The following is a 22,071-nucleotide window of genomic DNA, read 5'->3' as shown; positions in this document are numbered from 1 at the left end:
GGGGTCGCGGCCGCCAGACCGATAGGCCTGGTCGATCAGCCCGGCGCGATATTGTGGTTGAGGTGGAAGACGTTGCGCGGGTCGTACTCGCGTTTGACCTGTACCAGCCTCCTGTAGTGATCCGCACCAAACCCGGCGACCACGCGGTCGGCCCCCTCGTCGCCGATGAAGTTCAGGTAGACATGCTCCGTCGACCATGGCTTGAGGTCAGCAACGATGTTTCGGGCCCAGCTTCGGCCTCTGGCATCATCGGCTGGGTCAGTCCACAGGCCGAACGGGTGGGCGCACCAAGGTGCGCTTCGCCACGGCACCGGCCAATCCGCCGTTTCGCGCGCGACCTTGCCGCCACCCGGGAACAGCACGTGCTGTGAAGCGGACGGCACGATCATATCGGCCGCCCGGGAACAGAACCGGTCGACCGCGGCGTCTGGGAGCGAGGTGAGGTACTGCGCCGACCAGTAATTGCGGTAGCCCGGCGGATCATCGATCATGCACTGGAAATCGGCATACGGCATCTCGGCGATCATGCCGCCGGCGTGCCCGAGCGACAGCATCGGCGCCAGCGCCTTGCGCGCATCGGCCTCGCCGCCGGCGTACACCAGCAGCAGGATGAAGGAGAGCTGTCCGACCAGAGCCGCGGGAACGAACTCGGCCTCGGGGCCGGTCAGGTAGACCGCACCGCCCCCCACTTCGTCGGGCGCCGCTTCGATGAAGTCACGGAACTGCCTGAGAATCTCCGGGCCTTGTTCGGGCGTCCAGAACAGCAGCGCGGCGGTGACCGACGAGAGCGGGTAGAGCTTGAAGGTCAGCGATGTCACGACGCCGAAATTGCCGCCGCCGCCATGCAGCGCCCAGAACAGCTCCGCGTTCTCTGTCTCGGAGGCGGTGAGCAATTTCCCGTCGGCGGTGACGAGGTCGGCCGACAGCAGGTTGTCGCAGGCGAGGCCGAACTTGCGGTCGAGCCAGCCGGTACCGCCGCCGAGGGTGAAGCCGCCGACGCCCGTCGTCGAGACCCGGCCACCGGTGGTCGCCATCCCATGGGGCTGGGTGGCGCGATCGAGGTGGCTCATGGTAGCGCCGCCGCCGACCCTGGCCGTCATGCGATCGGGGTCGACGGAAACGGCATTCATGCGCCTGAGGTCGACCACCAGGCCGCCATCGACGCTGCCCTTGCCGGCCACGCTATGCCCGCCGCCCCGGACCGCGACTTCGAGGCCGTGCTGGTCGGCGAAGGCCAGCGCCGCGACGACATCGGCCGATGTGGCGCATTGCGCCAGAGCGGCGGGACGGTGGTCGATCATGGCGTTGAAAACGGTTCGGGCCTCGCCGAAGGACGGGCTTTGGGGTGTCACGACCTCGCCCGCGAAGCCGGCCCGCAAAGATTCGAACGCCTGTTCAGAAAGCAAGGCCATGCCACACCTCTCCATCGAGCAGTGACGCCGGGCCCCGAGGCCGCGCGGCCATCGAAGCGATCGGCACGGACAGCGACAATCTAGCTTCGAAGGGCAGGGGCGTCGAGAGTGCCCACCGCGAGGGCTAAGCAGTCCCGGCCAGGACCGCTTCGACCTGTTCTTCCAATCCCAGCCGGCTGAGTTTCCTCTGGAACGTTTCGAGGGCGGCATAGTCGGTAGCCATCTGGAGCGTAGCTACCTGCGGTAGTTGCCGATCTTCCCACCAGCGGCGGTGCCGCAGCTCGACCGTAACCTTCAAGTGCCCGCGCGAAGTCAGCGGAGTGACAGAAATGCGCACCTCGTCCTCGATCACGCCAGTGTAGTAGGTGATGCCGGTCTCGGCGTTGACAGGGTAGGTGCCAAGGTCGTCGACGAACTGCAGGAGCGGATCGAGGGCCACGTAGCTCTCCGCGCGTCCTGCGAAGCCGCCTCACTGTGCCTGTACGACGAGGGTGCCAAGCCGGTTCTCGTCGTCGTCTGCAATGTAGGTTAGTCGAAGCTCGCTCATGCCGGGTTTGATAGCTGACGGCGCGACCCTTGCCTATGACAGCAAAACCCCCTATATGCGCGGCGCGTCCTGAGACCCAGGCGTAATTCACACGCGAAGCGCGGCGCCACGGCACTTAGGCCGATGGTTCCAACCGGTGGCGGGACATCCCGCCGCAAACGCTCGCGGAGGCAATAACCGGTAAAGGAAGCCTTCCATGGCATTGCCCGATTTTTCTATGCGTCAGTTGCTCGAAGCAGGTGTTCACTTCGGCCACCAGAAGCACCGCTGGAACCCGAAGATGGAACGCCACATTTTCGGCGTCCGCAACGACATCCACATTCTCGACCTGTCGCAGACCGTTCCGGCTCTGCAGCGCGCGCTGCAGCTGATCTCGGACACCGTCGCTGACGGCGGCCGCGTGCTGTTCGTCGGCACCAAGCGCCAGGCCGCTCCGGTCGTGGCCGAGGCTGCCCGCCAGTCCGCCCAGTACTACGTCAACTCGCGTTGGCTCGGCGGCACGCTGACCAACTGGCAGACCATTTCGAACTCGATCGCCCGTCTGCGCGAGCTCGAAGCACAGCAGGCCGACGGCGGCCATGGCCTGACCAAGAAGGAGCTGCTGCTCCTCAGCCGTGAGCAGGAGCGCCTCGAGCGTGACCTGGGCGGCATCAAGGACATGGGTAACCTGCCGAACCTGCTGTTCGTGATCGACACCAACAAGGAAGCGAACGCCATCAAGGAAGCCAAGCGCCTTGGCATCCCGGTGATCGCGATCGTCGACTCGAACTCGGATCCCGACACCGTCGATTTCGCCATTCCGGGCAATGACGACGCGGCTCGCGCCCTCGAGCTCTACTGCTCGCTGGTATCGCGCGCCGCCATCGACGGCATCGGCCGTTCGGCCGCCGGCCGTGGCGCCGATCTCGGTGCTGCCGCCGAGGCTCCGGAAGAGCCGGCGCTCAGCGCCGAAGACGCCGATACGTCGTCTGCCGCCAACTAATCCGGTTCGCTCCGGGTTACGCATTCGAACAATGGCGCGGCTCCGGAACGGGGCCGCGGAAAGGTGATATCAAATGGCTGTTTCCGCTCAGCAGGTTAAAGAGCTCCGCGAACTGACCGGCGTGGGGATGATGGACTGCAAGAAGGCCCTCGAGGAGACCGGTGGCGACATGGAAGCGGCAGTCGATTGGCTGCGCACCCGTGGTCTGGCCAAGGCCGCCAAGAAGGCCGGCCGTGTCGCGGCTGAAGGTCTGGTCGGCGTGTCGCTCAACGGCACCCGCGGCGCGATCGTCGAAGTGAACTCCGAGACCGACTTCGTTGCCCGCAACGACCAGTTCCAGTCGATCGTCGCCAACATTGCCAAGCTCGCCCTCGACGCCGATGGCGACGTGAGCAAGCTCAGCGAGATGCCGTACCCGGGCTCGGGTCGCTCCGCTTCGGCCGAACTCACCGACGCCATCGCCAAGATCGGCGAGAACATGAACCTGCGTCGCACCGGCACGCTCACCGTCAAGGACGGCGTGATCGGCTCGTACGTGCACAACTCCGTGGCGCCCGGCCTCGGCAAGCTCGGCGTGATCGTCGGGCTCGAGTCGACCGGTGACAAGGCAGCGCTGAATGCCCTGGGCAAGCAGCTCGCCATGCACATCGCCAACACCAAGCCGCTGAGCGTGTCGCCCGACGACATCGACCAGGACGTGCTGGCCCGCGAGCGCGCCATCTTCACCGAGCAGGCGCGGGAATCCGGTAAGCCGGAGGCCGTGATCGAGAAGATGATCGAAGGCCGCGTGCGCAAGTTCTACGAGGAAGTGACGCTGCTCTCGCAGGTGTTCGTGATCGACGGCGAGACCAAGATCGCCGACGTGGTCAAGAACGCCGAGAAGGATGCCGGCGCTCCGATCAAGGTGACGGGCTTCGTCGCCTACGCGCTGGGCGAAGGCATCGCCAAGGAAGAAACCGACTTCGCTGCCGAAGTTGCTGCCACTGCCGGCGTGAAGTAAGACGCGGGATAAGTTTCGGACGGGCTGGTCAACAGCCCGTCCGAATATGCCATAACCGCCTGCGACGCCCCTAGATTCGGGCATTGTTGTGCACCTCGGGAGACTGACGAATGGCCAAATCCGCCTACAAACGGATTCTGCTGAAAGTCTCCGGCGAAGTGCTTGCCGGCGACCAGTCCTTCGGCATCGAGCCGAAATTCCTCCACGCCATGGCCGACCAGATCGCGGAAGTCGCCAAGAGCGGCGTCCAGGTGGCGATCGTCATCGGTGCGGGCAATATCTTCCGCGGCATGGCCGTGGCAGCCAAGGGCGGCGACCGGGTCACCAGCGACCTGATGGGCATGCTGGGCACAGTGATCAACTCGCTGGCGCTGGGCGACGCCATCGAGCAGAAGGGCTTGAAGGTCAAAGTTTATTCCAACGTGCCGATGGAGACGGTGGCCGATACGTTCACGGCCCGCGACGCCAACCTGGCGCTGGCCGATGGCTACGTGGTGGTGTGCGCCGGCGGCACCGGCAGCCCGTTCTTCACCACTGATACGGCGGCGGCGCTGAAGGCGATCGAGCTCAGGTGCGATGTGCTGCTCAAGGGCACCAAGGTGGATGGAGTCTATTCCGAGGATCCCAAGAAGAACCCCAAGGCGCTGCGCTTCGAGACGATCAGCCATGAAGAAGTGATCGCCAAGGACCTGCGGGTTATGGATACGGCGGCCTTCGCGCTTGCCCGCGACAACGGCTTGCCGATAATTGTTTACGCGCTCGACGACAAGGAAGGCCTCAAAGGCGTCCTGGCCGGCCGGGCAAGGAGTACACGCGTCGGCTAAGACGCGGGATATCAAGGAGTTTTACGATGGCCGAGGCATTCTCGCTGCCCGCACTCAAGGACCGGATGCAGAAGTCGATCGTCTCGCTCAGGGACGAACTGGCTGGCCTCAGGACCGGACGCGCAAGCGCCAGCCTGCTGGAGCCCGTAACGGTCGAGGCCTATGGCGGTCGCATGCCGCTCAACCAGGTGGCGACGGTCACCGTGCCGGAAGCCCGCATGCTCAGCGTGCAGGTGTGGGACCGCACCCTCGCCGGCGCCGTGGAGAAGGCCATCCGCAATTCCGGCCTTGGACTCAACCCGGCGGCCGAGGGCGTGGTGATCCGCGTGCCGCTGCCGGAGCTCAACGAAGAGCGCCGCCGCGACTTGACCAAGGTTGCGCATAATTATGCCGAGCAGGCGCGCGTCGCCGTTCGCCACATCCGTCGTGACGGCATGGACCTGCTCAAGAAGCTGGAGAAGGACGGCGACCTCAGCCAGGACGACAGCCGTAAGTTGGGCGATCAGGTGCAGCAGGCGACCGACGCCGCCGTGGCCGATATCGACAACGTGCTGGCCGTCAAGGAACAGGAAATCATGCAGGTCTAGTATAGGCCTGTAACGCGCTGCCCCTGGAGGGCGTCAATGTCCGCCGATACTGCCGTCGCCACGACGCTCAACGAGAAGCCTGGGCTCAAGATTCCCGCCCACCTGGCGGTCATCATGGATGGCAATGGGCGCTGGGCCAAGGCGCGCGGCAAGGTGCGTACCGAGGGGCATGTCGAGGGCGTCAAGGCGCTCCGCCGGCTGGTCGACCTGTCGATCCGCTACGGCGTCAAGCACCTGACCGTGTTCAGCTTCTCATCGGAGAACTGGAGCCGGCCGCGCGATGAGGTCAACTTCATCTTCGGGCTGCTGCACCGGTTCGTCGCCTCCGACCTGGCGACGCTGATCCAGAACAATGTCCGGGTGCGGATCATCGGGACCCGTACCGGCCTCGACGAAGCGCTGAAGCGGCTGATCGACGAAGTGCAGGTCAAGACCGCCCGCAATACCGGGCTCGAGCTGATCGTCGCCTTCAACTATGGCGGCAAATCCGAACTCACCGAGGCGACGAAAGCGATCGCCCAGGCGGTGGCGTCCGGCAAGCTGCGCGTCGAGGACATCACTGAAGAGACCATCGCGAGGGCGCTTTACACCTCCGGCACGCCGGATCCCGACCTGATCATCCGCACCAGCGGCGAGCAGCGGGTTTCGAATTTCCTGCTCTGGCAGGGCGCGTACTCCGAGCTGGTGTTCGTCGAGGAGAACTGGCCAGATTTCGGCGAGCAGGTTTTCCTCAAGGCGCTCGATGAATATTCCGCGCGCAGCAGACGCTTTGGCGGGATCGAGTCGAGGAGCCAGTGAGCGCACCGGAGGACCAGCGTCCCCAGTTCAACCCGCTTGCCCGTCGGTCCTGGACCGACCTCGGTCCTCGTTTCGCTTCGGCAATTGTCCTGCTCATCATGGCCGGCGTGGGGCTCTATTTCGGTTCCTACGTCTTCGCCGCGCTGGTCGCCGTGGTGTTTGCCGGCTGCTATCGCGAGTGGGAACGGATGGTGACGCTGAAGCCACTGACCACCGTTGGCGGCGCGCTGATCGGCCTGTTGGTCATTGCCGCACTGATCTATCCCGCGCTCGGGCCGCTGGCATCGCTCGCCGCTGTGGCAGCGGCTGCCGTGGTTGCAGCATTCGGCAGCCCCGGCAGCCGCCTTTGGCGCATCGGCGGCGTGGTTTTCTACGGCATTGTCATCATCGCGCTGCTGCTCATCCGCGGCGACGCAACCTGGAACCAGCCGGGGGTGTTCGACAGTGGCCTCTGGGCCGGCCTGCTGCTCGGCTGCGTGATCTGGGCGACCGATACAGGAGCCTATTTCACCGGCCGTCAGGTTGGTGGCGAGAAGCTGGCGCCCGATATTTCGCCGTCCAAGACCTGGTCGGGCGCCATTGGCGGCTTTGCGCTGGGCACCCTGGTCGGGCTGGTGGTCTGGCTGCTGGTGGTGCCGCAATCCCCATGGTGGGTTGGCCTCGCGCTGTGCGCCACCCTCAGCATCCTGGGGCAGGTCGGCGATCTGGCGGAGAGCGCCATCAAGCGGCGTTTCCGGATCAAGGATTCCGGTGACATCATCCCCGGGCATGGTGGCCTGATGGACCGGCTCGACAGCCTGACGCTCAGCTCGATCTTCCTTTGCGTCGTGGGAGCCCTACATGGCGGCCTGGGCGCAGTGGCGTCGGGCTTCCTCAACTGGTGACGCTGCGACACCCGGTCCTATCGCAATCTTAACGCATTCGACCCCTAGGTTCTCGGCAACTGCGGGGCGTTCGGAACCGACGACATGGACTTTGTTTTCTGGCTGCTTTCCTTCGTGGTGCCGTTCCTGGTGGTGCTCACCATCATCGTGTTCGTGCACGAGATGGGACACTATCTGGTGGCGCGCTGGAACGGCATTGCCATCCAGACCTTCTCGATCGGTTTTGGACGAGAGCTCATCGGTTTCGACGACAAGCGCGGCACGCGCTGGAAGATTTCGGCTATCCCGCTAGGCGGCTATGTCCGCTTCGTCGGGGACATGAACGCAGCCAGCATGCCGGACGAGGCGTTCATTGAGCGCGCCGGTCCCGAGTTGAGCCGGCAACTATTCGTCAACAAGAACGTGTGGCAACGCATCGCGGTGGTGATCGCCGGGCCTGTCGCCAACATCATCTTCACGTTGCTCGTGCTCTATGCCCTGCTGTTGAGCAATGGCCGTACGACCATTCCAGCGGTGCTCGATACGGTGCCGGTGGAATCGATCGCCGGGCAGGCAGGCCTCGCGGGAGGGGACCGCATCCTTTCGGTCGATGGGTACGAGGTGCGCGGCTTTGAGGACTTCCAACGGCTGATCGCGACGGCTCCGGAGCGTCGAGTGTCAATTACATTCGAGCGCGCCGGGCACACGAAGACCGTCACCGCTGTGCCACTGGCCGTGTCGGTCAAGGATCGGTTTGGCAACAACCACCGGATCGGTCGCCTTGGCGTCACCAAGGATGTCGATCAGGCCGAAGTCGTGCAGTACCGACCCAACCCGGTCGAGGCGATCGGGATGACGTTCGAAGAGGTCCGTTTCACCATCGATCGCACGGTGGCTTTCCTGGGCGATTTCTTTGTCGGCCGAGGCGATCTCGAACAGCTGGGCGGCCCGGTGAAAGTCGCCAAGGTGTCCGGCGAAATGGCCAGTCTGGGGCCCATAGCGCTCATTTATCTTGCTGCGGCGCTGTCGCTTAATATCGGCATTTTCAACTTGTTACCGATTCCGGTGCTCGATGGCGGCCATCTGCTCTACTACGTTGCAGAGGCGATCCGGGGGCGGCCGCTGCCGCAGCGGGTGCAGGACATTGGAAATCGGTTCGGGATGGCACTGGTGTTCACCCTCATGGTGTTCGCCACGTTCAACGACACCATTCTCAGCTACATTCGCAGCCTCGGGTGAGGGCACGCCGCAACGCGGCGTGCAGCCACATTGTCGCCGCGCCTCCGACGCATTTGCTCGAATGCCCCTACATTCCTGTTAACCCTTGGATAAGCTTAGTTTTCTAGGTGTTGCAGGAATGCACGAGGGCCAATCTTTCGCTAACCTCGAAGCCGGTCGCGGCTTGTCCGTGGTTAAAAATCCAGTAAAAGCTTTTGATGGAGTTAGCTGGGGACGCTGTGCATGGCGATTCCCAGCGTAGGTCGCACGAGGCAACAAGAATCATGACGAACCCGAAAAAGCTGATGCGCGGTGTTTTTGTAGCGCTCGCCCTCGTGGCAGCGCCGCTCGCAGGCGTCAGCGGTACATTCATCGGGGTCGATGCGGCCCAGGCTCAGCAGCAACGCCTCATCTCGGCGGTGCTGTTCGAAGGCAACAGCGGCTTCTCCGACGCCCAACTGCTCGCGATGGTCAACGTGGCGGAGCAGGGGAGCTTCACCGAGGGCGGCCTCGCAGCCGACGCAGAGTCGATCCGCCTTGCCTATGTCGGCAAGGGCTACATGGGCGTGACGGTTACGCCGCGGGTAGAACAATCCGAGAGCGGTCGCGCCCGCATCACCTTCGTGGTCAATGAAGGGCAGCGCACCGGCATCGCGGCGATCAACTTCACCGGTAACAACTCGATCAGCTCGGGCACCCTCAAGTCCATCATCCGGACCCATGAGACGAGCCTGTTGAGCTGGCTGTTCCGTGACGACACCTACAGCGAAGATCTGCTGACGATCGACCGTGGGCTGATCGAACTCTACTACATGAACCACGGTTACCCGGATGCGCAGGTGACGTCGGCCGTCGGCGAGTACGACACGTCGCGCAATGCGTATTTCGTGAACTTCACCATCTCCGAGGGCGAGCGCTATCGCTTCGGCTCGATCGGTGTGGAGACCTCGATCCCGGGTCTCAACCCCGACGCCATGACCGGTGCCATCCGCACCGGCAAGGGCGGCACCTATTCGCTGGCCGATCTGCAGAAGTCGCAGGAAGACCTGGCCTTCGAGGCGACCGCGCAGGGCTATGCCTTTGCCGACGTTCGTCCGCGTGTCGACCGTGACGTGACCAACAGCACCTTCAACGTCACCTACCTGGTGGACGAGGGCGCCCGCATCTATGTCGAGCGCATCAACATCAGCGGCAACACCAAGACCCGCGACGCGGTTATCCGTCGCGAGCTGGATTTCGGTGAAGGCGACCCCTTCAACCGTTCGATGGTGCAGCGCGGCAAGACCCGCATCGAGGGGCTCGGCTTCTTCAAGACGGTCGCCTTCGACATGCAGGCCGGCAGTGCGCCCGATAAGGTGGTCATCAACATCACCGTTGAAGAGCAGTCGACCGGCGATTACGGCCTGACCGCGGGCTTCGACTCGAGCGCTGGTCTCCTGGGCGAGGTGTCGGTCACCGAGCGTAACTTCCTCGGTCGTGGGCAGTATGTTCGCGCCGCAGTGAGTGCGTCGGAGTCGGGACAGAGCTACGACTTCTCGTTCACCGAGCCCCGTTTCATGGGACTGCGTGTGTCGTCCGGCGTCGATGTTTATCACCGCATCACCGAAGAGACGGAAAAGAACACCTACGGCACGACCGCGACCGGTGGGCAGATCCGCTTCGGTGCGCCGATCACTACGGACCTGAGCGCGTCGATCTTCACCGGTCTCGAGCAGAAGGTGCTGAAGGATCACGAGGCGACGTTCTCGGATATCTTTAATCCCCTCCCGCACAACACCCCGGAGTCCACGTTTAATAAGGCGTGGGTTGGCTATTCCTTGGCCTACAACACGCTGGACGATACCAAACGTCCGACCGAGGGCATCTATGCGACCTTCTCGCAGCAGTATATCGGCTGGGACTACAACCTGCTGAAGACCGAAGCCAAGGCCCGCTACTTCATGCCGCTGCTGTCGGACTGGAACGTCATCGGTAGCGTCAAGGCGCAGGCTGGCTACATCACTGCCCTGGATGGCGGTACGGTCAGCCCGCTCGAAGCCTTCCGCAGCGCCGGCTCCATCGTTCGCGGCTTCCAGAGCGGCGGCATGGGTCCGCGTCTCAACAGCTCGCAGGAACTGCTCGGCTATACCGGCTATGTGGCTGCCTCGGCCGAGATCGAGTTCCCGATCCCGATCCTGCCCGAGACCTATGGTGTCCGCGGCGCGGTGTGGGCTGATGCGGCCCTGATCGACGGCAATGGCGGTGTTGGCGTCATGGGCCCCCTCGATCCGGGCAGTATCGACCAGAACTTCAAGTCGTCGGTCGGCGCCTCGATCATCTGGGACAGCCCGTTCGGTCCGCTGCGTGGCGATTTCGCCCACGTGCTGAACAAGGCGACGGACGACAAGACCCAGGTCTTCTCGCTCACGCTGCAGCAGCTGCTGTAATCGGTCGGCCGGCGCAATCGCCGGCCTCCCTCCTGGTTATCGAGGCCGCGGCGCGGTTGCCCCGCGGCCTCTTTGTTGTGTAATGACAGCCATGGTCGATACGCGCTTCCATTCCTCGTCGGGACCGATTTCGCTTGGTGTCGTGCTGTCGACGCTGGGCCGGAAGGTCGATGTCGACGAGCGGCGAGCAGCCGAACTGGTGATCAGCGGCGCCGAGGAGCTCTCCCTGGCGGAGCCCGACCACCTTGCGCTTGCGGCGCAGGCCGAGTACCGCACGGCGCTCGCCGAGACCGGTGCCGGCGCAGTGATCGTCCACCCGAAATTCCTCGCCGATGTGCCGGCTGGAACCGTGCCCATCGTCGACGAGCGACCGCATGAGCTGTTCGTCGATTTGCTGGAACGGCTCTACCCGCTGGGCACTCGCGGTATCGCGTCAGGACTGTTCGAGCCTGGCGGTCCGGCCCCCTTCATCGAGGAGGGTGTGCGGATCGGCGCCAATGTGGTGATCGGCCCCGGCGTCGAGATCGGCCGCAATACCATCATCGGGCCCAACACGGTGATCGGTCGCGGCGTGACGATCGGCCGGAATGCGGTGATCGCCTCCAATGTCTCGATCGAGTGTGCGTATCTGGGCAACAACGTCGTGCTGCATGCTGGCGCGCGGATCGGCAGCGAGGGATTCGGCTGGCTGGGGCAGGGCCGCTCCAACCGCAAGATCCCGCAGCTCGGCCGGGTCATCGTGCAGGACGGCGTCGAGATCGGCGCCAATTCGACAGTCGATCGTGGCGCCCTGGGCGACACGGTGATCGGCGAAGGTACCAAGATCGACAATCTCGTGCAGATTGGCCACAACTCGCGCATCGGTCGGTATTGCCTCATCGCTGGTACCTGCGGTATCGGCGGCGGCACGATCATCGGCGATAACGTGCTGGTGGGCGGCGGCGCGGGTACGGCGGGACACTTGCGGATCGGTAATGGCAGCATATTGTCGGCCCGATGCCTGGTGACGAAGGACGTGCCGGCGGGCGCGAGAGTCGGAGGCTATCCGGCGCAGGACCTCAAGGCCTGGCAGCGCGAGATAGCGATGTTGCGGCGACTGAACAAAAGGGGACGAGAGTGACGGTTACCAACGAGGCGCCAGCGAGTGAGACGAGAGAACTCTCCTCGATGGACATCGGTCGGATCCTTCAGGTTCTGCCCCATCGCTACCCGTTCCTGCTGATCGACCGAATCATCGAGGTCGACGGCGACAACTCGGGTATCGGCATCAAGAACGTCACGTTCAACGAGCCGATCTTCCAGGGCCACTTCCCCGGCGAGCCGGTGTTCCCCGGCGTGCTGATCATCGAGGGCATGGCGCAGACGGCGGGCGCCATGGCAATCGCGGCGGGCGCGGCCGGCGGGATGAAGCACATCGTCTACCTGCTGACGATCGACAAGTGCAAGTTCCGCAAGCCCGCGAGGCCGGGCGATCAGATCGAGTATCATATCAGGAAGCTGCGCCGGCGGATGACCATGGGCTGGTTCGAGGCCAAGGCGATCGTCGACGGTGTCGTCATTGCCGAGGCCGAGGTCGGCGCCATGGTGAGCCCCAGCGAGCAATGACCATCCACCCTTCTGCGATCGTTGAGCCAGGTGCCAGGATCGGCGCCGGCGTCAAGGTGGGGCCGTTCTGTGTGGTCGGTAGCGACGTGACGCTGGAGGACGGCGTCGAGCTGATCTCGCATGCCGTGGTCACCGGCCGCACCAGTGTGGGCGCCCGCACGGTGGTGTTTCCGTTCGCGTCGGTCGGACACCGCCCCCAGGATCTCAAGTATGCGGGCGAACCATCGACGCTGTCGATCGGCACCGACTGCGTCATCCGCGAGCACGTCACCATCAACCCGGGTACGGCCGGCGGCGGGATGAAGACGGTTATCGGCAACCACTGCCTGCTGATGATCGGGGTGCATATCGGGCACGACTGCATCCTCGGTGATCACATCGTGCTGTCCAACAACACCGGCATCGCCGGTCATTGCGTGATCGACGATTACGTCATCATGAGCGGTCACTCGGGCTCGGCACAGTTCGTCCATATCGGCGCGCATGCCTTCATCGGCGGCATGACCAAGGTCGAAAAGGACGTGATCCCCTACGGCACCGTGCTGGGCAATCCGGCGGCACTGTCCGGCGTCAATATCGTCGGCCTGAAACGTCGTGGTTTCGACCGCGAGGCGATCCATCGGCTGCGCACGGCCTATCGGATGATCTTTTCCAGCGAAGGTACGCTGCGCGAGCGGGTCGACGATGCGTCCGCCATGTTCCCCGACGAAGAGCTGGTGCAGGACGTGGTGAAGTTCGTCGCCGCGGCCGAGCGCCCGCTGACGCTGCCGGGAAACCTGCCGATCAACGTGCCGGGCGAGGAATGATGCCTCGCCGGCTCTCCGTCCTTGCCGGATCGGGAGCCCTTGTCTCCCACGTCGTCGAGGCTGCGCTGGCGGCTGGCGATGTCGTGCAGGTGGTCGGCTTTGCGCCGCAGCCGGAACGCCAGGGGGTACCGCTCGCGGCTGGCAGCCTGACCAACCCGGCCGCCGCCATCGCGGCGATCGTCGCCTTCAAGGCGACTCACGTGGTGCTCGCCGGCGCGCTGATGATTTCGGACCGCGATCGCGAAGCATTGGCCGGCTTCGCCGGCGGCGCGCCCGGCGCGGCTCAGGGTGACGCCGCTCTGTCGTCGGTCACCGCGTCCATCGAGAAGTTCTCCGGCGCCAAGGTGATCGGCGTGCATGAGGTGGCGGCGGGTATTCTGGCGGACGCAGGCCAGATCGCCGGTCGGTTGCCAACGGACGCCGAGCTGGCCGCGGCGCGTCAGGGTCTGGCCGCAGCACGGGAGGTCGGCCGGCTCGACCTTGGACAAGCCGTGGTGGTCGCGGGCCGGCGCGTCGTCGCCGCGGAGGACGTCGGCGGGACTGACGAGCTGCTGGTGCGGGTGGCAGCGCATCGCGCCGCCGGCCGGATTGGCAATGGCACCGGGCCGCTCGTCCTCGCTAAGGCTGCCAAGCCGCAGCAGCCGCTCTATGTCGATCTGCCGGCGATCGGCCCCGACACCATCGCCAATGCGGCCACAGCCGGGATCGAGGTGATTGCCGTCGAAGCGGGCAGGGCACTGGTGCTCGACCGGCCAAGCCTTGTCGCAGCGGCCGAGCGGCACGGCATCGCGGTCATCGGCCTCAGCATCGATGGCTGAGCCGCTGCGCCTGTTTGTCCTCGCCGGAGAAGCCTCGGGCGATCGCATTGGCGCGGACCTGGTCCAACGGCTTCGCCGGCGGACAGAGCTCTCTCTCAACGGCATTGGCGGAACGGAGCTCGAGGCCGAGGGGCTGGCGAGCCTCTTTCCCATGGAGAACCTCTCCGTGATGGGCTGGAGCGACGTGCTGCGTCGATTGCCGCTGCTGCTGTGGCGGGTGCGGCAGACGGCCAGTGCCATCATCAAACAGCGTCCGGATGTGGTCGTCCTCATCGACTCGCAGGTGTTCGTGCAGGCGGTTGCGAAACGTGTGCGCCGCGCCGGGGTGCGTCTGCCGATGCTGCTCTATGTCGCCCCCAGCGTCTGGGCCTGGCGACCGGAACGCGCCGCCGAGCTCAAGCCGCTGTTCGACGAGGTGCTGGCGGTGCTGCCGTTCGAACCCAAGGTGATGGCGGAACTCGGCGGGCCGCCCACCAGCTATGTTGGTCATCCTGCGCTCGCACGCTTCCCGATACGGCCGGCACAACCGGAGCGTGGTCCGCTGCTGCTCTTGCCCGGAAGCCGCGAGGGCGAGCTGCGCCGGCACCTGCCGCTGATGCGCGAAGCGGCGACATTGCTGCAGGCGCACCCGCGGGTTAGCGGCTTCATCATGCCGACCCTGTCGTCGCTGACCGGCCGCCTCAGGGCCGAAGTCGCGACGTGGCCGGTACCGGTCGAGGTGGTTGCCGGCGAAGGCCGTGGCGCCGCCTTTGCAGTCGCCTATGCCGCCTTTGCGGTCAGCGGCACCATCACTTTCGAGCTCGCCATGTCGGGCGTGCCCATGGTCGTCACCTATGTCGCCGATCCGCAGCAGGCCAAGCGCGCCGCGAAGATTGGCCGCCCGGTGCAGATCGCCCTGCCCAACATCGTCCTCGGGCGCGAGGTGGTGCCGGAACTGCAGTTCGTTGATCCCAGGGCAGGGCGCTCACTGGCGCCGCTCGGCGCGCTGCTGGACGATCCAGACGCGATCGCGGCGCAGGTCGCCGCCTTCCATGAGCTTCGCGCCCTGATGCAGAAAGGGGCGCCCGAGGCGCCCCTTGTCGATCCCGCCGAGCGGGTGTTGGCTTGTGCCAATCAACGGCTGCTGATCGGCTCGTAATCGCGAACCGGTGCGCCGTTGTAGAGCTGGCGCGGGCGGCCGATCTTCTTCTGCGGGTCGGCGATCATTTCCTTCCACTGCGCGATCCAGCCGACGGTGCGGCTGAGCGCGAAGATGGCGGTGAACATCGAGGTCGGGAAGCCGATCGCATCGAGGATGATGCCCGAATAGAAGTCGACGTTCGGGTAGAGCTTGCGATCGATGAAGTACTGGTCGGAGAGCGCGATCTTCTCGAGTTCCTTGGCCACCTGCAGGGTCGGCGACAGGTTGTCGGCGCCGAGCTGGGCCAGAACCTCGTTGGCGGCCTGCTGCATCACCTTGGCGCGCGGATCGTAGTTCTTGTAGACGCGGTGGCCAAAACCCATCAGCCGGAAGCCCGAGTTCTTGTCCTTGGCCTTGGCGATGAACTCCGGGATGCGATCCACGGTGCCGATCTGCTTGAGCATGTTGAGCGCCGCTTCGTTGGCGCCGCCGTGTGCGGGGCCCCAGAGGCAGGCCACGCCCGCCGCGATACAGGCGAACGGGTTGGCGTCTGACGAGCCGGCAAGCCGCACGGTCGAGGTCGAGGCGTTCTGCTCGTGGTCGGCGTGCAGCGTGAAGATCAGGTCCATGGCGCGCGCCACGACCGGGTTCACCACAAAATCCTCGGCCGGAACCGAGAAGCACATGCGGAGGAAATTCGAAGCGTAATCGAGGTCGTTGCGCGGGTACACGAAGGGCTGGCCGACCGAGTACTTGTAGGCCATGGCGACGATCGTCGGGATCTTGGCGATCATGCGGATCGAAGCGATCTCGCGCTGCTCGGGATCATTGATGTCGATCGAGTCGTGGTAGAAGGCGGCCATGGCGCCGACCACGCCACAGACGATGGCCATCGGGTGCGCATCGCGACGGAAGCCACGATAGAAATAGTGCATCTGCTCGTGCACCATGGTGTGACGCGTGACGCGCTGCTCGAAATCGGCCATCTGCGCCTTGTTGGGCAGCTCGCCGTAGAGCAGCAGGTAGCAGACCTCGAGGTAGTTCGACTTTTCGGCCAGCTGCTCGATCGGGTAGCCCCGATACATCAGTTCGCCCTTGTCGCCGTCGATGTAGGTGATGGCGCTGTCGGTCGCAGCGGTAGAGGTGAAGCCCGGGTCATAAGTGAACATGCCGGTCTTGGCGTAGAGTGAGCGGATATCGATGACATCCGGCCCAACCGAGCCCGAAAGCACCGGGAACTCGAAAGTCTGATCCCCGATGGTGAGTTTGGCGACGGTATCGCTCATCTTCGCACTCCTTGATGGCCTTCAATGGCCCGCGGAAGGTGGGAGCGGGCAGGCCGTATGGTCGTTTAGAGGCAGGTTCGGCTGGCGTAGCTCATATACCCCAGCACTGCAACAGGTGGGTGAACACCGCTGACCTAATCACTTTTCCCAATATGCATCAGCCGGCCTGATCACCGAGCCGGGCCAGCGTTTCGTCGCGCCCGATCAGCACCATGACCTCGAAAATACCGGGAGAAACCGTGCGTCCGGTGAGCGCGGCGCGCAGCGGCTGCGCCACCTTGCCGAGCTTCAGCCCGCGCGCTTCGGCGAAGGCGCGGGCGGCCGCGTCGATGGCTTCCACCGACCAGTCGTTGAGCCCCTTCAGGATATCGGCGAAGGCCCCGACATTGGCGCGGGCGTCGGGGGTCAGCTGGTCGGCCGCCGAGGCATCGATGGTGAGCGGGCGGACGGCATAGATGAACTGCGCCAGGTCGATCAGCTCGAGCACCGTCTTGGCGCGCGGCTGCAGCTCGGGCAGGGCGGCGAGCACCGTCTCACTGTTGGCCGCAAGGCCATCCATGTCGAACACCCGGTTCAGCTCGGTCGCCGTCTCCAGCATCACCCCATAGAGCCGCTCGGGCGTCGCCTGGCGGATGTAGTGGCCGTTGATGTTCTCGAGCTTGACGAAATCGAAACGCGCCGCGCCCTTGTTGAGCGCCTCGAGGGTGAACCACTCGACCATCTGCGCGGTCGAAAACAGTTCTTCGTCGCCATGGCTCCAGCCGAGGCGGGCGAGATAGTTGCGCAGTGCCTCAGGCAGATAGCCCAGCTGCCGGTAGGCCTCGACGCCCAGCGCACCGTGGCGCTTGGAGAGTTTGGCGCCATCCGGGCCGTGGATCAGCGGGATGTGGGACATCTCCGGCACCGACCAGCCCATGCCGTTGTAGATGACGATCTGGCGCGCGGCGTTGGTCAGGTGGTCGTCGCCGCGGATGATGTGGGTGACACCCATATCGTGGTCGTCGACCACCACGGCCAGCATGTAGGTCGGGGTGCCGTCGGAACGCAGGATGATGAAATCGTCAAGGTTCTCGGCCTTGAACACCACCTCGCCCTGGACGTGATCCTGCACGCGGATCTCGCCGGACTGCGGCGCCTTGATGCGGATGACGGGCGCAACGCCGGCCGGCGCCTCGGACGGATCGCGGTCGCGCCAGTAACCGTTGTAGCGCGGCGGCAGGCCGTTGGCCCGCGCGGTCTCGCGCATCTCGGCCAACTCCTCGGGCGAGCAGTAGCAATAATAGGCCTGGCCACGCGCCAGCAGTTCGTTGGCGATCTCGGCGTGCCGGGCGGCCCGGGAGAACTGCATGAACGGCTCGCCGTCCCAATCCAGCCCCAGCCATCTCAGCCCCTCGAAGATCGCCTTGACGGCGCCCTCGGTCGAACGTTCGCGATCGGTATCCTCGATGCGCAGCAGCATCTTGCCGCCGGTGTGGCGCGCAAAGGCCCAGTTGAACAGGGCAGTGCGGGCCCCACCGATATGAAGATAGCCGGTGGGCGAGGGAGCAAAGCGGGTGACGACTGGGGTAGCCATGGGTCGGTGAAACATCCCGGAGAATTGGCGTTTGGCGGTGTGTAAGCACCCCGGGGCCGAAGCGCAAGCGCGGCAGTTGGCATGGCGGCACCACCCGGTTAGCATTACTGCCGCGATCGGGCGGAGCGGGGGCTCGGCGGATGACCGTGACTGTCGGAAAGGCGGTGGCCGAGCGGCTGGTTCCGACGCGTGTCGAACCGGCGTTGCCGCCACAGCTGCCCGCCAGCCTGCGGCCTCGCCTGACGCCCTGGCAGGGCTTCCGCACCAGCGTTGCGACCGCCCTCGAGCACCGACGGCTGTTTCTGCTCTGGCCCTATGCCATCATCGCTGGGCTCATGGTTTCGCTGGTGACGCCGACCGAGCCCGAGCCCTGGGTACTTGGGCTCGTTGGTGCGGCCATCGCAATCGGGCTGCTTTTCTCTCGTGGCCACACGCTTGTCTTTCGCACCCTGACCCTCGCCGGTGCGTTCTGGGTTGGCGCCTCGTTGCTCTCCATCCACGCGGCCATGTTCGGCACGACAATGCTGGCCCGGCCGGCCTACGGCACCTATGAGATGCGCGTCGACGAGATCGTCTCAGAGCTCGAGAGCGGGACGCGGGCCATCGTTTCGGCGATCACCCCGACCGGGACATCGCGTAACGTGCCGATGCGGCGCGCCCGGATCGTCATCGCCGAGGGGCCATCGCTCGCGCCCGGTGACATCATACGTGCGCCAGTGCGGTTCTACGCGGTGCCCGGTCCGGTGGTCCCGAATGGCTTCGATAGCCAGTTCCACGCCTTCTTCGATGGGGTCGGCGCCTATGGCAACGCCACGGGGCCGGTCGAGCGGGTATCGACCGGCAGCAACTCGGCGCCGGAACGGGTGATCGACGGCATACGCCGCGGCATCGCGGCGCGTATCGACCTCGACCTCAGGCAGCCGACCGCCGGCATCGCACGCGCCCTGATCACCGGCGACCAGAGCGCGGTGCCCGACGAGGCGCGCGAGACCATGGCCGCGGCTGGGCTGGCGCATGTGCTGTCGGTTTCCGGGCTGCACCTGACGATCGTCGCGGGACTGGTGCTGGTGACGCTGCGAGGCGGCCTGGCGCTGGTGAGCGGCATCCACCGGTTCGCTTCGGTCAAACGGGTGGCTGCGGCGGGCGCCGTGGTCGCAGCGCTCGCCTATTTCGCCATTTCGGGTGGCAATGTTGCGGCGCTGCGCTCGACGATCATGCTGGTGCTGGTGCTCGGCGCTATCGTGTTCGGCCGGCGCGCGCTCACTATGCGCAATGTCGCCATCGCGGCGCTGATCGTCATTGCCACTGATCCCGCCAGCGTGTTCCGGCCGAGCTTCCAGCTGTCGTTCGCGGCAGTCGTGGCACTGATCGGCGCATGGGAGTTGATGCGGCCGCCGGAGGGACGAGAGAAATCCCTGCTGGCGCGTACCGGCGGATATCTGTGGGGCATCGTGCTGACCAGCCTGATCGCCGGAGCGGCGACGCTGCTGTTCTCCGTCTACCACTTCCAGCAGACCTCGCCGCTCGGCGTGCTGGGCAACCTGTTCACGCTGCCGCTGGTCGGCTTCGTGATGATGCCCTTCGCTGTGCTGGCAACGCTTGCCATGCCGTTCGGCTGGGAGGCTCCTTTCCTTGCCGTGATGGGGTGGTCGATCGACCGGATGCTCGAGCTTGGCGGGCTGGTGGCCAGCTGGAGTTCGGGCCTCGATGCCAGCCCATTGCTGGCGCCCGTTGCCCTGCTGCTGGGGCTCACAGCGCTTGCCTGGTTCACGTTCCTCTCGACCTGGCACCGGCTGATCGCTCCCGTGCTGCTGGTGCCGGCTGTTCTGCTGTTCGCCGTTGATCGTCCGCCTGATGTCCTTATCGCGGACACCACGCAGGCGGTGGCTTTACGGGGCGACGCGGGCCTGCAACTGGTGGCGGGCAAAGCCGACAGCTTTGCCGTCGGCGTGTGGCGCGAGACCTATGGCGAGGCCATTGAACCCGGCGCGCTGCTCAGCTGCGACAGTATCGGCTGCTTTGGCGCCAGCAGCCGGGGCTTCACCGTATCGATCGTGCGGGACCCGGCCGGCTTCTACGAGGATTGCGGCATGGCCGATCTCCTGATCGCCCGCCGGGCCATCCCAGCCAACTGCGCGGCCGATACGGTGATCGACGCAGCTGCGCTGGCCCGCGGCGGGGTGCAGTGGCTACGCTGGGATGAAGCGCGGGGCGGTTTCGAAATCCGCCCCGCTATTCCGCAACTCAGCCGGCCGTGGCGAGCAACGCTACCGTAACCCCGGCCGCTTCGATCTGGGCGCCGCCCAGCACATAGCCCTGCTCGTCGGGCGCCGCAGTCAGGTTTGCCACAGTGTCGCCGTAGTTAAAGTAAACGCGCCATTTACCTCTGCTGCGGCAGCGCACGCCGGCGGGGAGGTTGAGCGTCGGAACATCGGCTTCGGTGAGCAGGTGGTCGACGATCCGCTGCATCAGGGCGCGATCGCCGCTGGCTGCCAGGTAATTGAGCTTTCCCTGCGCTACCAGCACCGGGAAATCCTCTTCGTCCTCGATGACGATCTCAGCCCGGGTGTCGAGCCGCTCACGCCAATGGCCGACGGCGCCGCCACCCTTGACCGAAACCGTGCGGCGGGGATCGGTGCTGTCGACGCGCGCTACCTTTGCGTCGAGGAGGTTCTGCGGCAGGTCTGGACCAAGGCCGGTGGGGATGGAGAAGTTCTCGGTCTTCGAGCCGGTGCGCGGACCGATCAGCAGGTGGCCGTCAAAATTCTCGATGGCGGTGCGGAGCTGGTCGTTCCAGGCGAACAGCGCCGGGATCACCACCAGGTCATAACCAGAGAAATCGGTGGTCGAAGGCGGCAGGATATCGACGTCGACGCCGCGCTTGCGCAGCGGCACATAGACGTTGCGGACATGCTGGTGGTGCGAGAACCCCTTGGCCTGCGGTTGGATCCGCCATGCCCATTCGCTCTGGTAATCGTAGACGATGGCGACGCGGCCCTTGTTGGCCACCCCATCGATGCCGAGCCGCTTGAGTTCCTCTGCGACTTGCTTGGCCTCATGGTAGGCCGGGGCCGGCTGGCTGTCGGGACGCAAGAGGCCCGCATGCATCTGCTCCTGCGCGAACGGCGCCTGCCGCCAGCGGAAGTACGACACCACCTCGGCGCCGTGCGCGAAGGCTTCCCAGGCCCATAGGCGAGCCATGCCGGGCAGGGGATCGGGGTTGTACTCGGCCCAGTTCACCGGACCGGGTTGCTGCTCCATGATCCACCAGCGGCCATGGCCGACGGCACGGTAGATGTCGTGCTGCAGGCCCTGCGCGTCCGGTTCGCCCTGGCGGAAATACGCAGCCTTCACTTCGTCGGATTCATTGGAAACCGCGAGATGGCCGATCGGGTAGGAGTCCCAGCTCGCCACATCGAGGGTCTCGGCCACTTCGTAGTGATCGAACTCGGTGAAGCGGCCCATGAAGTTGTGGATCACCGGCAGATCTGGACGTGCGGCCTTCATCAGGTCGTACTGCGTCTTGTTGAACGCAGCGACCTGCGCGGAGGAGTAGCGGCGGAAATCGAGACAGGCTGCCGGCGCGGCCTCGGTCACCGTCAGGTTCGGCGGGTCGATTTGCTCGAAGTTGTTGTACTCCATCGACCAGAACACGTTGCCCCAGGCGGTGTTCAGCGCATCGATGGACTTGTACTTGTCTTTCAGCCAGAGCCGGAAACCAAGCGCGGCGGCTTTGGAGTAGGAGTGCACGGTGTCGTGGCAGCCATACTCGTTGTCGGTCTGCCAGCCGGCGAGCGCCTGGTGCTGGCCGACCTGGTCGATCAGCAGCCGGGTAATGCGGGCGCATTCACGCCGATAGCCCAGATGCGAGAAGTCGTAGTGTCGCCGCGAACCAAAGCCGCGCGGCCGGCCATCACGGTCGACCGCCAGCATGTCGGGCATCTTGTCGAGCAGCCAGCGCGGCGGCGTGGCCGTGGGCGTGCCGACGATGACCTTCAGGCCATGCTTGCCGAGCACATCCATGGCAGCCACCAGCCAGCCGAAGTCCATCTCGTTCGGCCTGGGCTCGAGCCGCGACCAGGCGAACTCGCCGATGCGGACATACTGGATGCCGATTTCCGCCATGCGGCGCGCGTCATCCTCCCACCATTCGACGGGCCAGTGTTCGGGGTAGTAGCAGACGCCGACAGCGGGAAAAGACACGTG

Annotated in this window: 19 protein-coding genes; 14 read left to right on the top strand and 5 right to left on the bottom strand. The window is 65.1% G+C overall.

The annotated features are described in order from the left end of the window. Window positions 1–35 precede the first annotated feature (35 nt). Window positions 36–1,412, bottom strand: a complete 1,377-nt coding sequence (locus tag ASC68_RS16595) for an FAD-binding oxidoreductase (RefSeq protein WP_055881593.1) — start codon at window positions 1,410–1,412, stop codon at window positions 36–38. A 124-nt stretch (window positions 1,413–1,536) separates the two neighbouring features. Next, entirely contained in the window at window positions 1,537–1,851 is a 315-nt protein-coding gene (locus tag ASC68_RS16590) for a hypothetical protein (RefSeq protein ID WP_055881590.1), read from the bottom strand. 304 nt (window positions 1,852–2,155) lie between these two features. Here ASC68_RS16590 and rpsB point away from each other — a divergent pair, with 304 nt between their 5' ends. From rpsB to ASC68_RS16525, 13 genes are all read left to right on the top strand, one after another. After that, window positions 2,156–2,941 (top strand): 30S ribosomal protein S2, encoded by a 786-nt coding sequence (gene rpsB, locus ASC68_RS16585; protein WP_055881587.1) that lies wholly within the window; start codon window positions 2,156–2,158, stop codon window positions 2,939–2,941. Window positions 2,942–3,014: 73 nt separating this feature from the next. Further along, entirely contained in the window at window positions 3,015–3,941 is a 927-nt protein-coding gene (tsf, locus tag ASC68_RS16580) for a translation elongation factor Ts (RefSeq protein WP_055881584.1), read from the top strand. 110 nt (window positions 3,942–4,051) lie between these two features. Beyond that, window positions 4,052–4,765, top strand: a complete 714-nt coding sequence (pyrH, locus tag ASC68_RS16575; RefSeq protein ID WP_055881581.1) for a UMP kinase — start codon at window positions 4,052–4,054, stop codon at window positions 4,763–4,765. 26 nt (window positions 4,766–4,791) lie between these two features. Next, window positions 4,792–5,352 carry a ribosome recycling factor gene (gene frr, locus ASC68_RS16570; protein WP_055881578.1) on the top strand — a complete coding sequence of 187 codons (561 nt, stop codon included), beginning with the start codon at window positions 4,792–4,794 and terminating at the stop codon, window positions 5,350–5,352. Window positions 5,353–5,388: 36 nt separating this feature from the next. Continuing rightward, complete coding sequence (locus tag ASC68_RS16565; RefSeq protein WP_055881576.1) at window positions 5,389–6,150, top strand: isoprenyl transferase; 762 nt, start codon at window positions 5,389–5,391, stop codon at window positions 6,148–6,150. Beyond that, window positions 6,147–7,034 (top strand): phosphatidate cytidylyltransferase, encoded by an 888-nt coding sequence (locus tag ASC68_RS16560; protein WP_055881573.1) that lies wholly within the window; start codon window positions 6,147–6,149, stop codon window positions 7,032–7,034. The genes ASC68_RS16565 and ASC68_RS16560 overlap by 4 nt, the downstream gene beginning before the upstream one ends. A gap of 129 nt (window positions 7,035–7,163) precedes the next feature. After that, a complete protein-coding gene (gene rseP, locus ASC68_RS16555; protein ID WP_248310555.1) occupies window positions 7,164–8,252 on the top strand; it encodes an RIP metalloprotease RseP in 1,089 nt (362 codons plus the stop codon). A gap of 263 nt (window positions 8,253–8,515) precedes the next feature. Beyond that, entirely contained in the window at window positions 8,516–10,657 is a 2,142-nt protein-coding gene (gene bamA / locus ASC68_RS16550; protein ID WP_055881567.1) for an outer membrane protein assembly factor BamA, read from the top strand. A 91-nt stretch (window positions 10,658–10,748) separates the two neighbouring features. Further along, window positions 10,749–11,777, top strand: coding sequence for a UDP-3-O-(3-hydroxymyristoyl)glucosamine N-acyltransferase (lpxD, locus tag ASC68_RS16545; protein WP_197421262.1), 1,029 nt, complete (start codon window positions 10,749–10,751; stop codon window positions 11,775–11,777). Between the two features lie 47 nt (window positions 11,778–11,824). Next, window positions 11,825–12,262 (top strand): 3-hydroxyacyl-ACP dehydratase FabZ, encoded by a 438-nt coding sequence (gene fabZ / locus ASC68_RS16540; protein WP_055881562.1) that lies wholly within the window; start codon window positions 11,825–11,827, stop codon window positions 12,260–12,262. Then, complete coding sequence (gene lpxA / locus ASC68_RS16535) at window positions 12,259–13,068, top strand: acyl-ACP--UDP-N-acetylglucosamine O-acyltransferase (protein WP_055881559.1); 810 nt, start codon at window positions 12,259–12,261, stop codon at window positions 13,066–13,068. The genes fabZ and lpxA overlap by 4 nt, the downstream gene beginning before the upstream one ends. Further along, window positions 13,065–13,886 carry a UDP-2,3-diacylglucosamine diphosphatase LpxI gene (lpxI, locus tag ASC68_RS16530; RefSeq protein ID WP_082528227.1) on the top strand — a complete coding sequence of 274 codons (822 nt, stop codon included), beginning with the start codon at window positions 13,065–13,067 and terminating at the stop codon, window positions 13,884–13,886. Before lpxA ends, lpxI begins: the two co-directional genes overlap by 4 nt. Then, entirely contained in the window at window positions 13,879–15,024 is a 1,146-nt protein-coding gene (locus ASC68_RS16525) for a hypothetical protein (protein WP_055881555.1), read from the top strand. The genes lpxI and ASC68_RS16525 overlap by 8 nt, the downstream gene beginning before the upstream one ends. Here the strand turns inward: ASC68_RS16525 and ASC68_RS16520 are convergent. Further along, window positions 15,000–16,292, bottom strand: coding sequence for a citrate synthase (locus ASC68_RS16520; RefSeq protein ID WP_055881552.1), 1,293 nt, complete (start codon window positions 16,290–16,292; stop codon window positions 15,000–15,002). The genes ASC68_RS16525 and ASC68_RS16520 overlap by 25 nt on opposite strands. Window positions 16,293–16,449: 157 nt before the next feature. After that, the gene (gene gltX, locus ASC68_RS16515; RefSeq protein ID WP_055881550.1) at window positions 16,450–17,865 is read right to left on the bottom strand and encodes a glutamate--tRNA ligase; all 1,416 of its coding nucleotides are present in this window, start codon (window positions 17,863–17,865) and stop codon (window positions 16,450–16,452) included. A 140-nt stretch (window positions 17,866–18,005) separates the two neighbouring features. Here gltX and ASC68_RS16510 point away from each other — a divergent pair, with 140 nt between their 5' ends. Next, window positions 18,006–20,141, top strand: a complete 2,136-nt coding sequence (locus tag ASC68_RS16510) for a ComEC/Rec2 family competence protein (RefSeq protein WP_055881548.1) — start codon at window positions 18,006–18,008, stop codon at window positions 20,139–20,141. Here the strand turns inward: ASC68_RS16510 and ASC68_RS16505 are convergent. Further along, window positions 20,110–22,068 (bottom strand): beta-galactosidase, encoded by a 1,959-nt coding sequence (locus ASC68_RS16505; protein WP_055881545.1) that lies wholly within the window; start codon window positions 22,066–22,068, stop codon window positions 20,110–20,112. The genes ASC68_RS16510 and ASC68_RS16505 overlap by 32 nt on opposite strands. Between the last annotated feature and the right edge of the window lie 3 nt (window positions 22,069–22,071).

The organism is Devosia sp. Root105 (assembly GCF_001424865.1).
Lineage (GTDB): Bacteria > Pseudomonadota > Alphaproteobacteria > Rhizobiales > Devosiaceae > Devosia_A.
The sequence above is the reverse complement of the archived record's forward strand: the minus strand, read 5'-3'. Positions and strand labels throughout refer to the sequence as shown.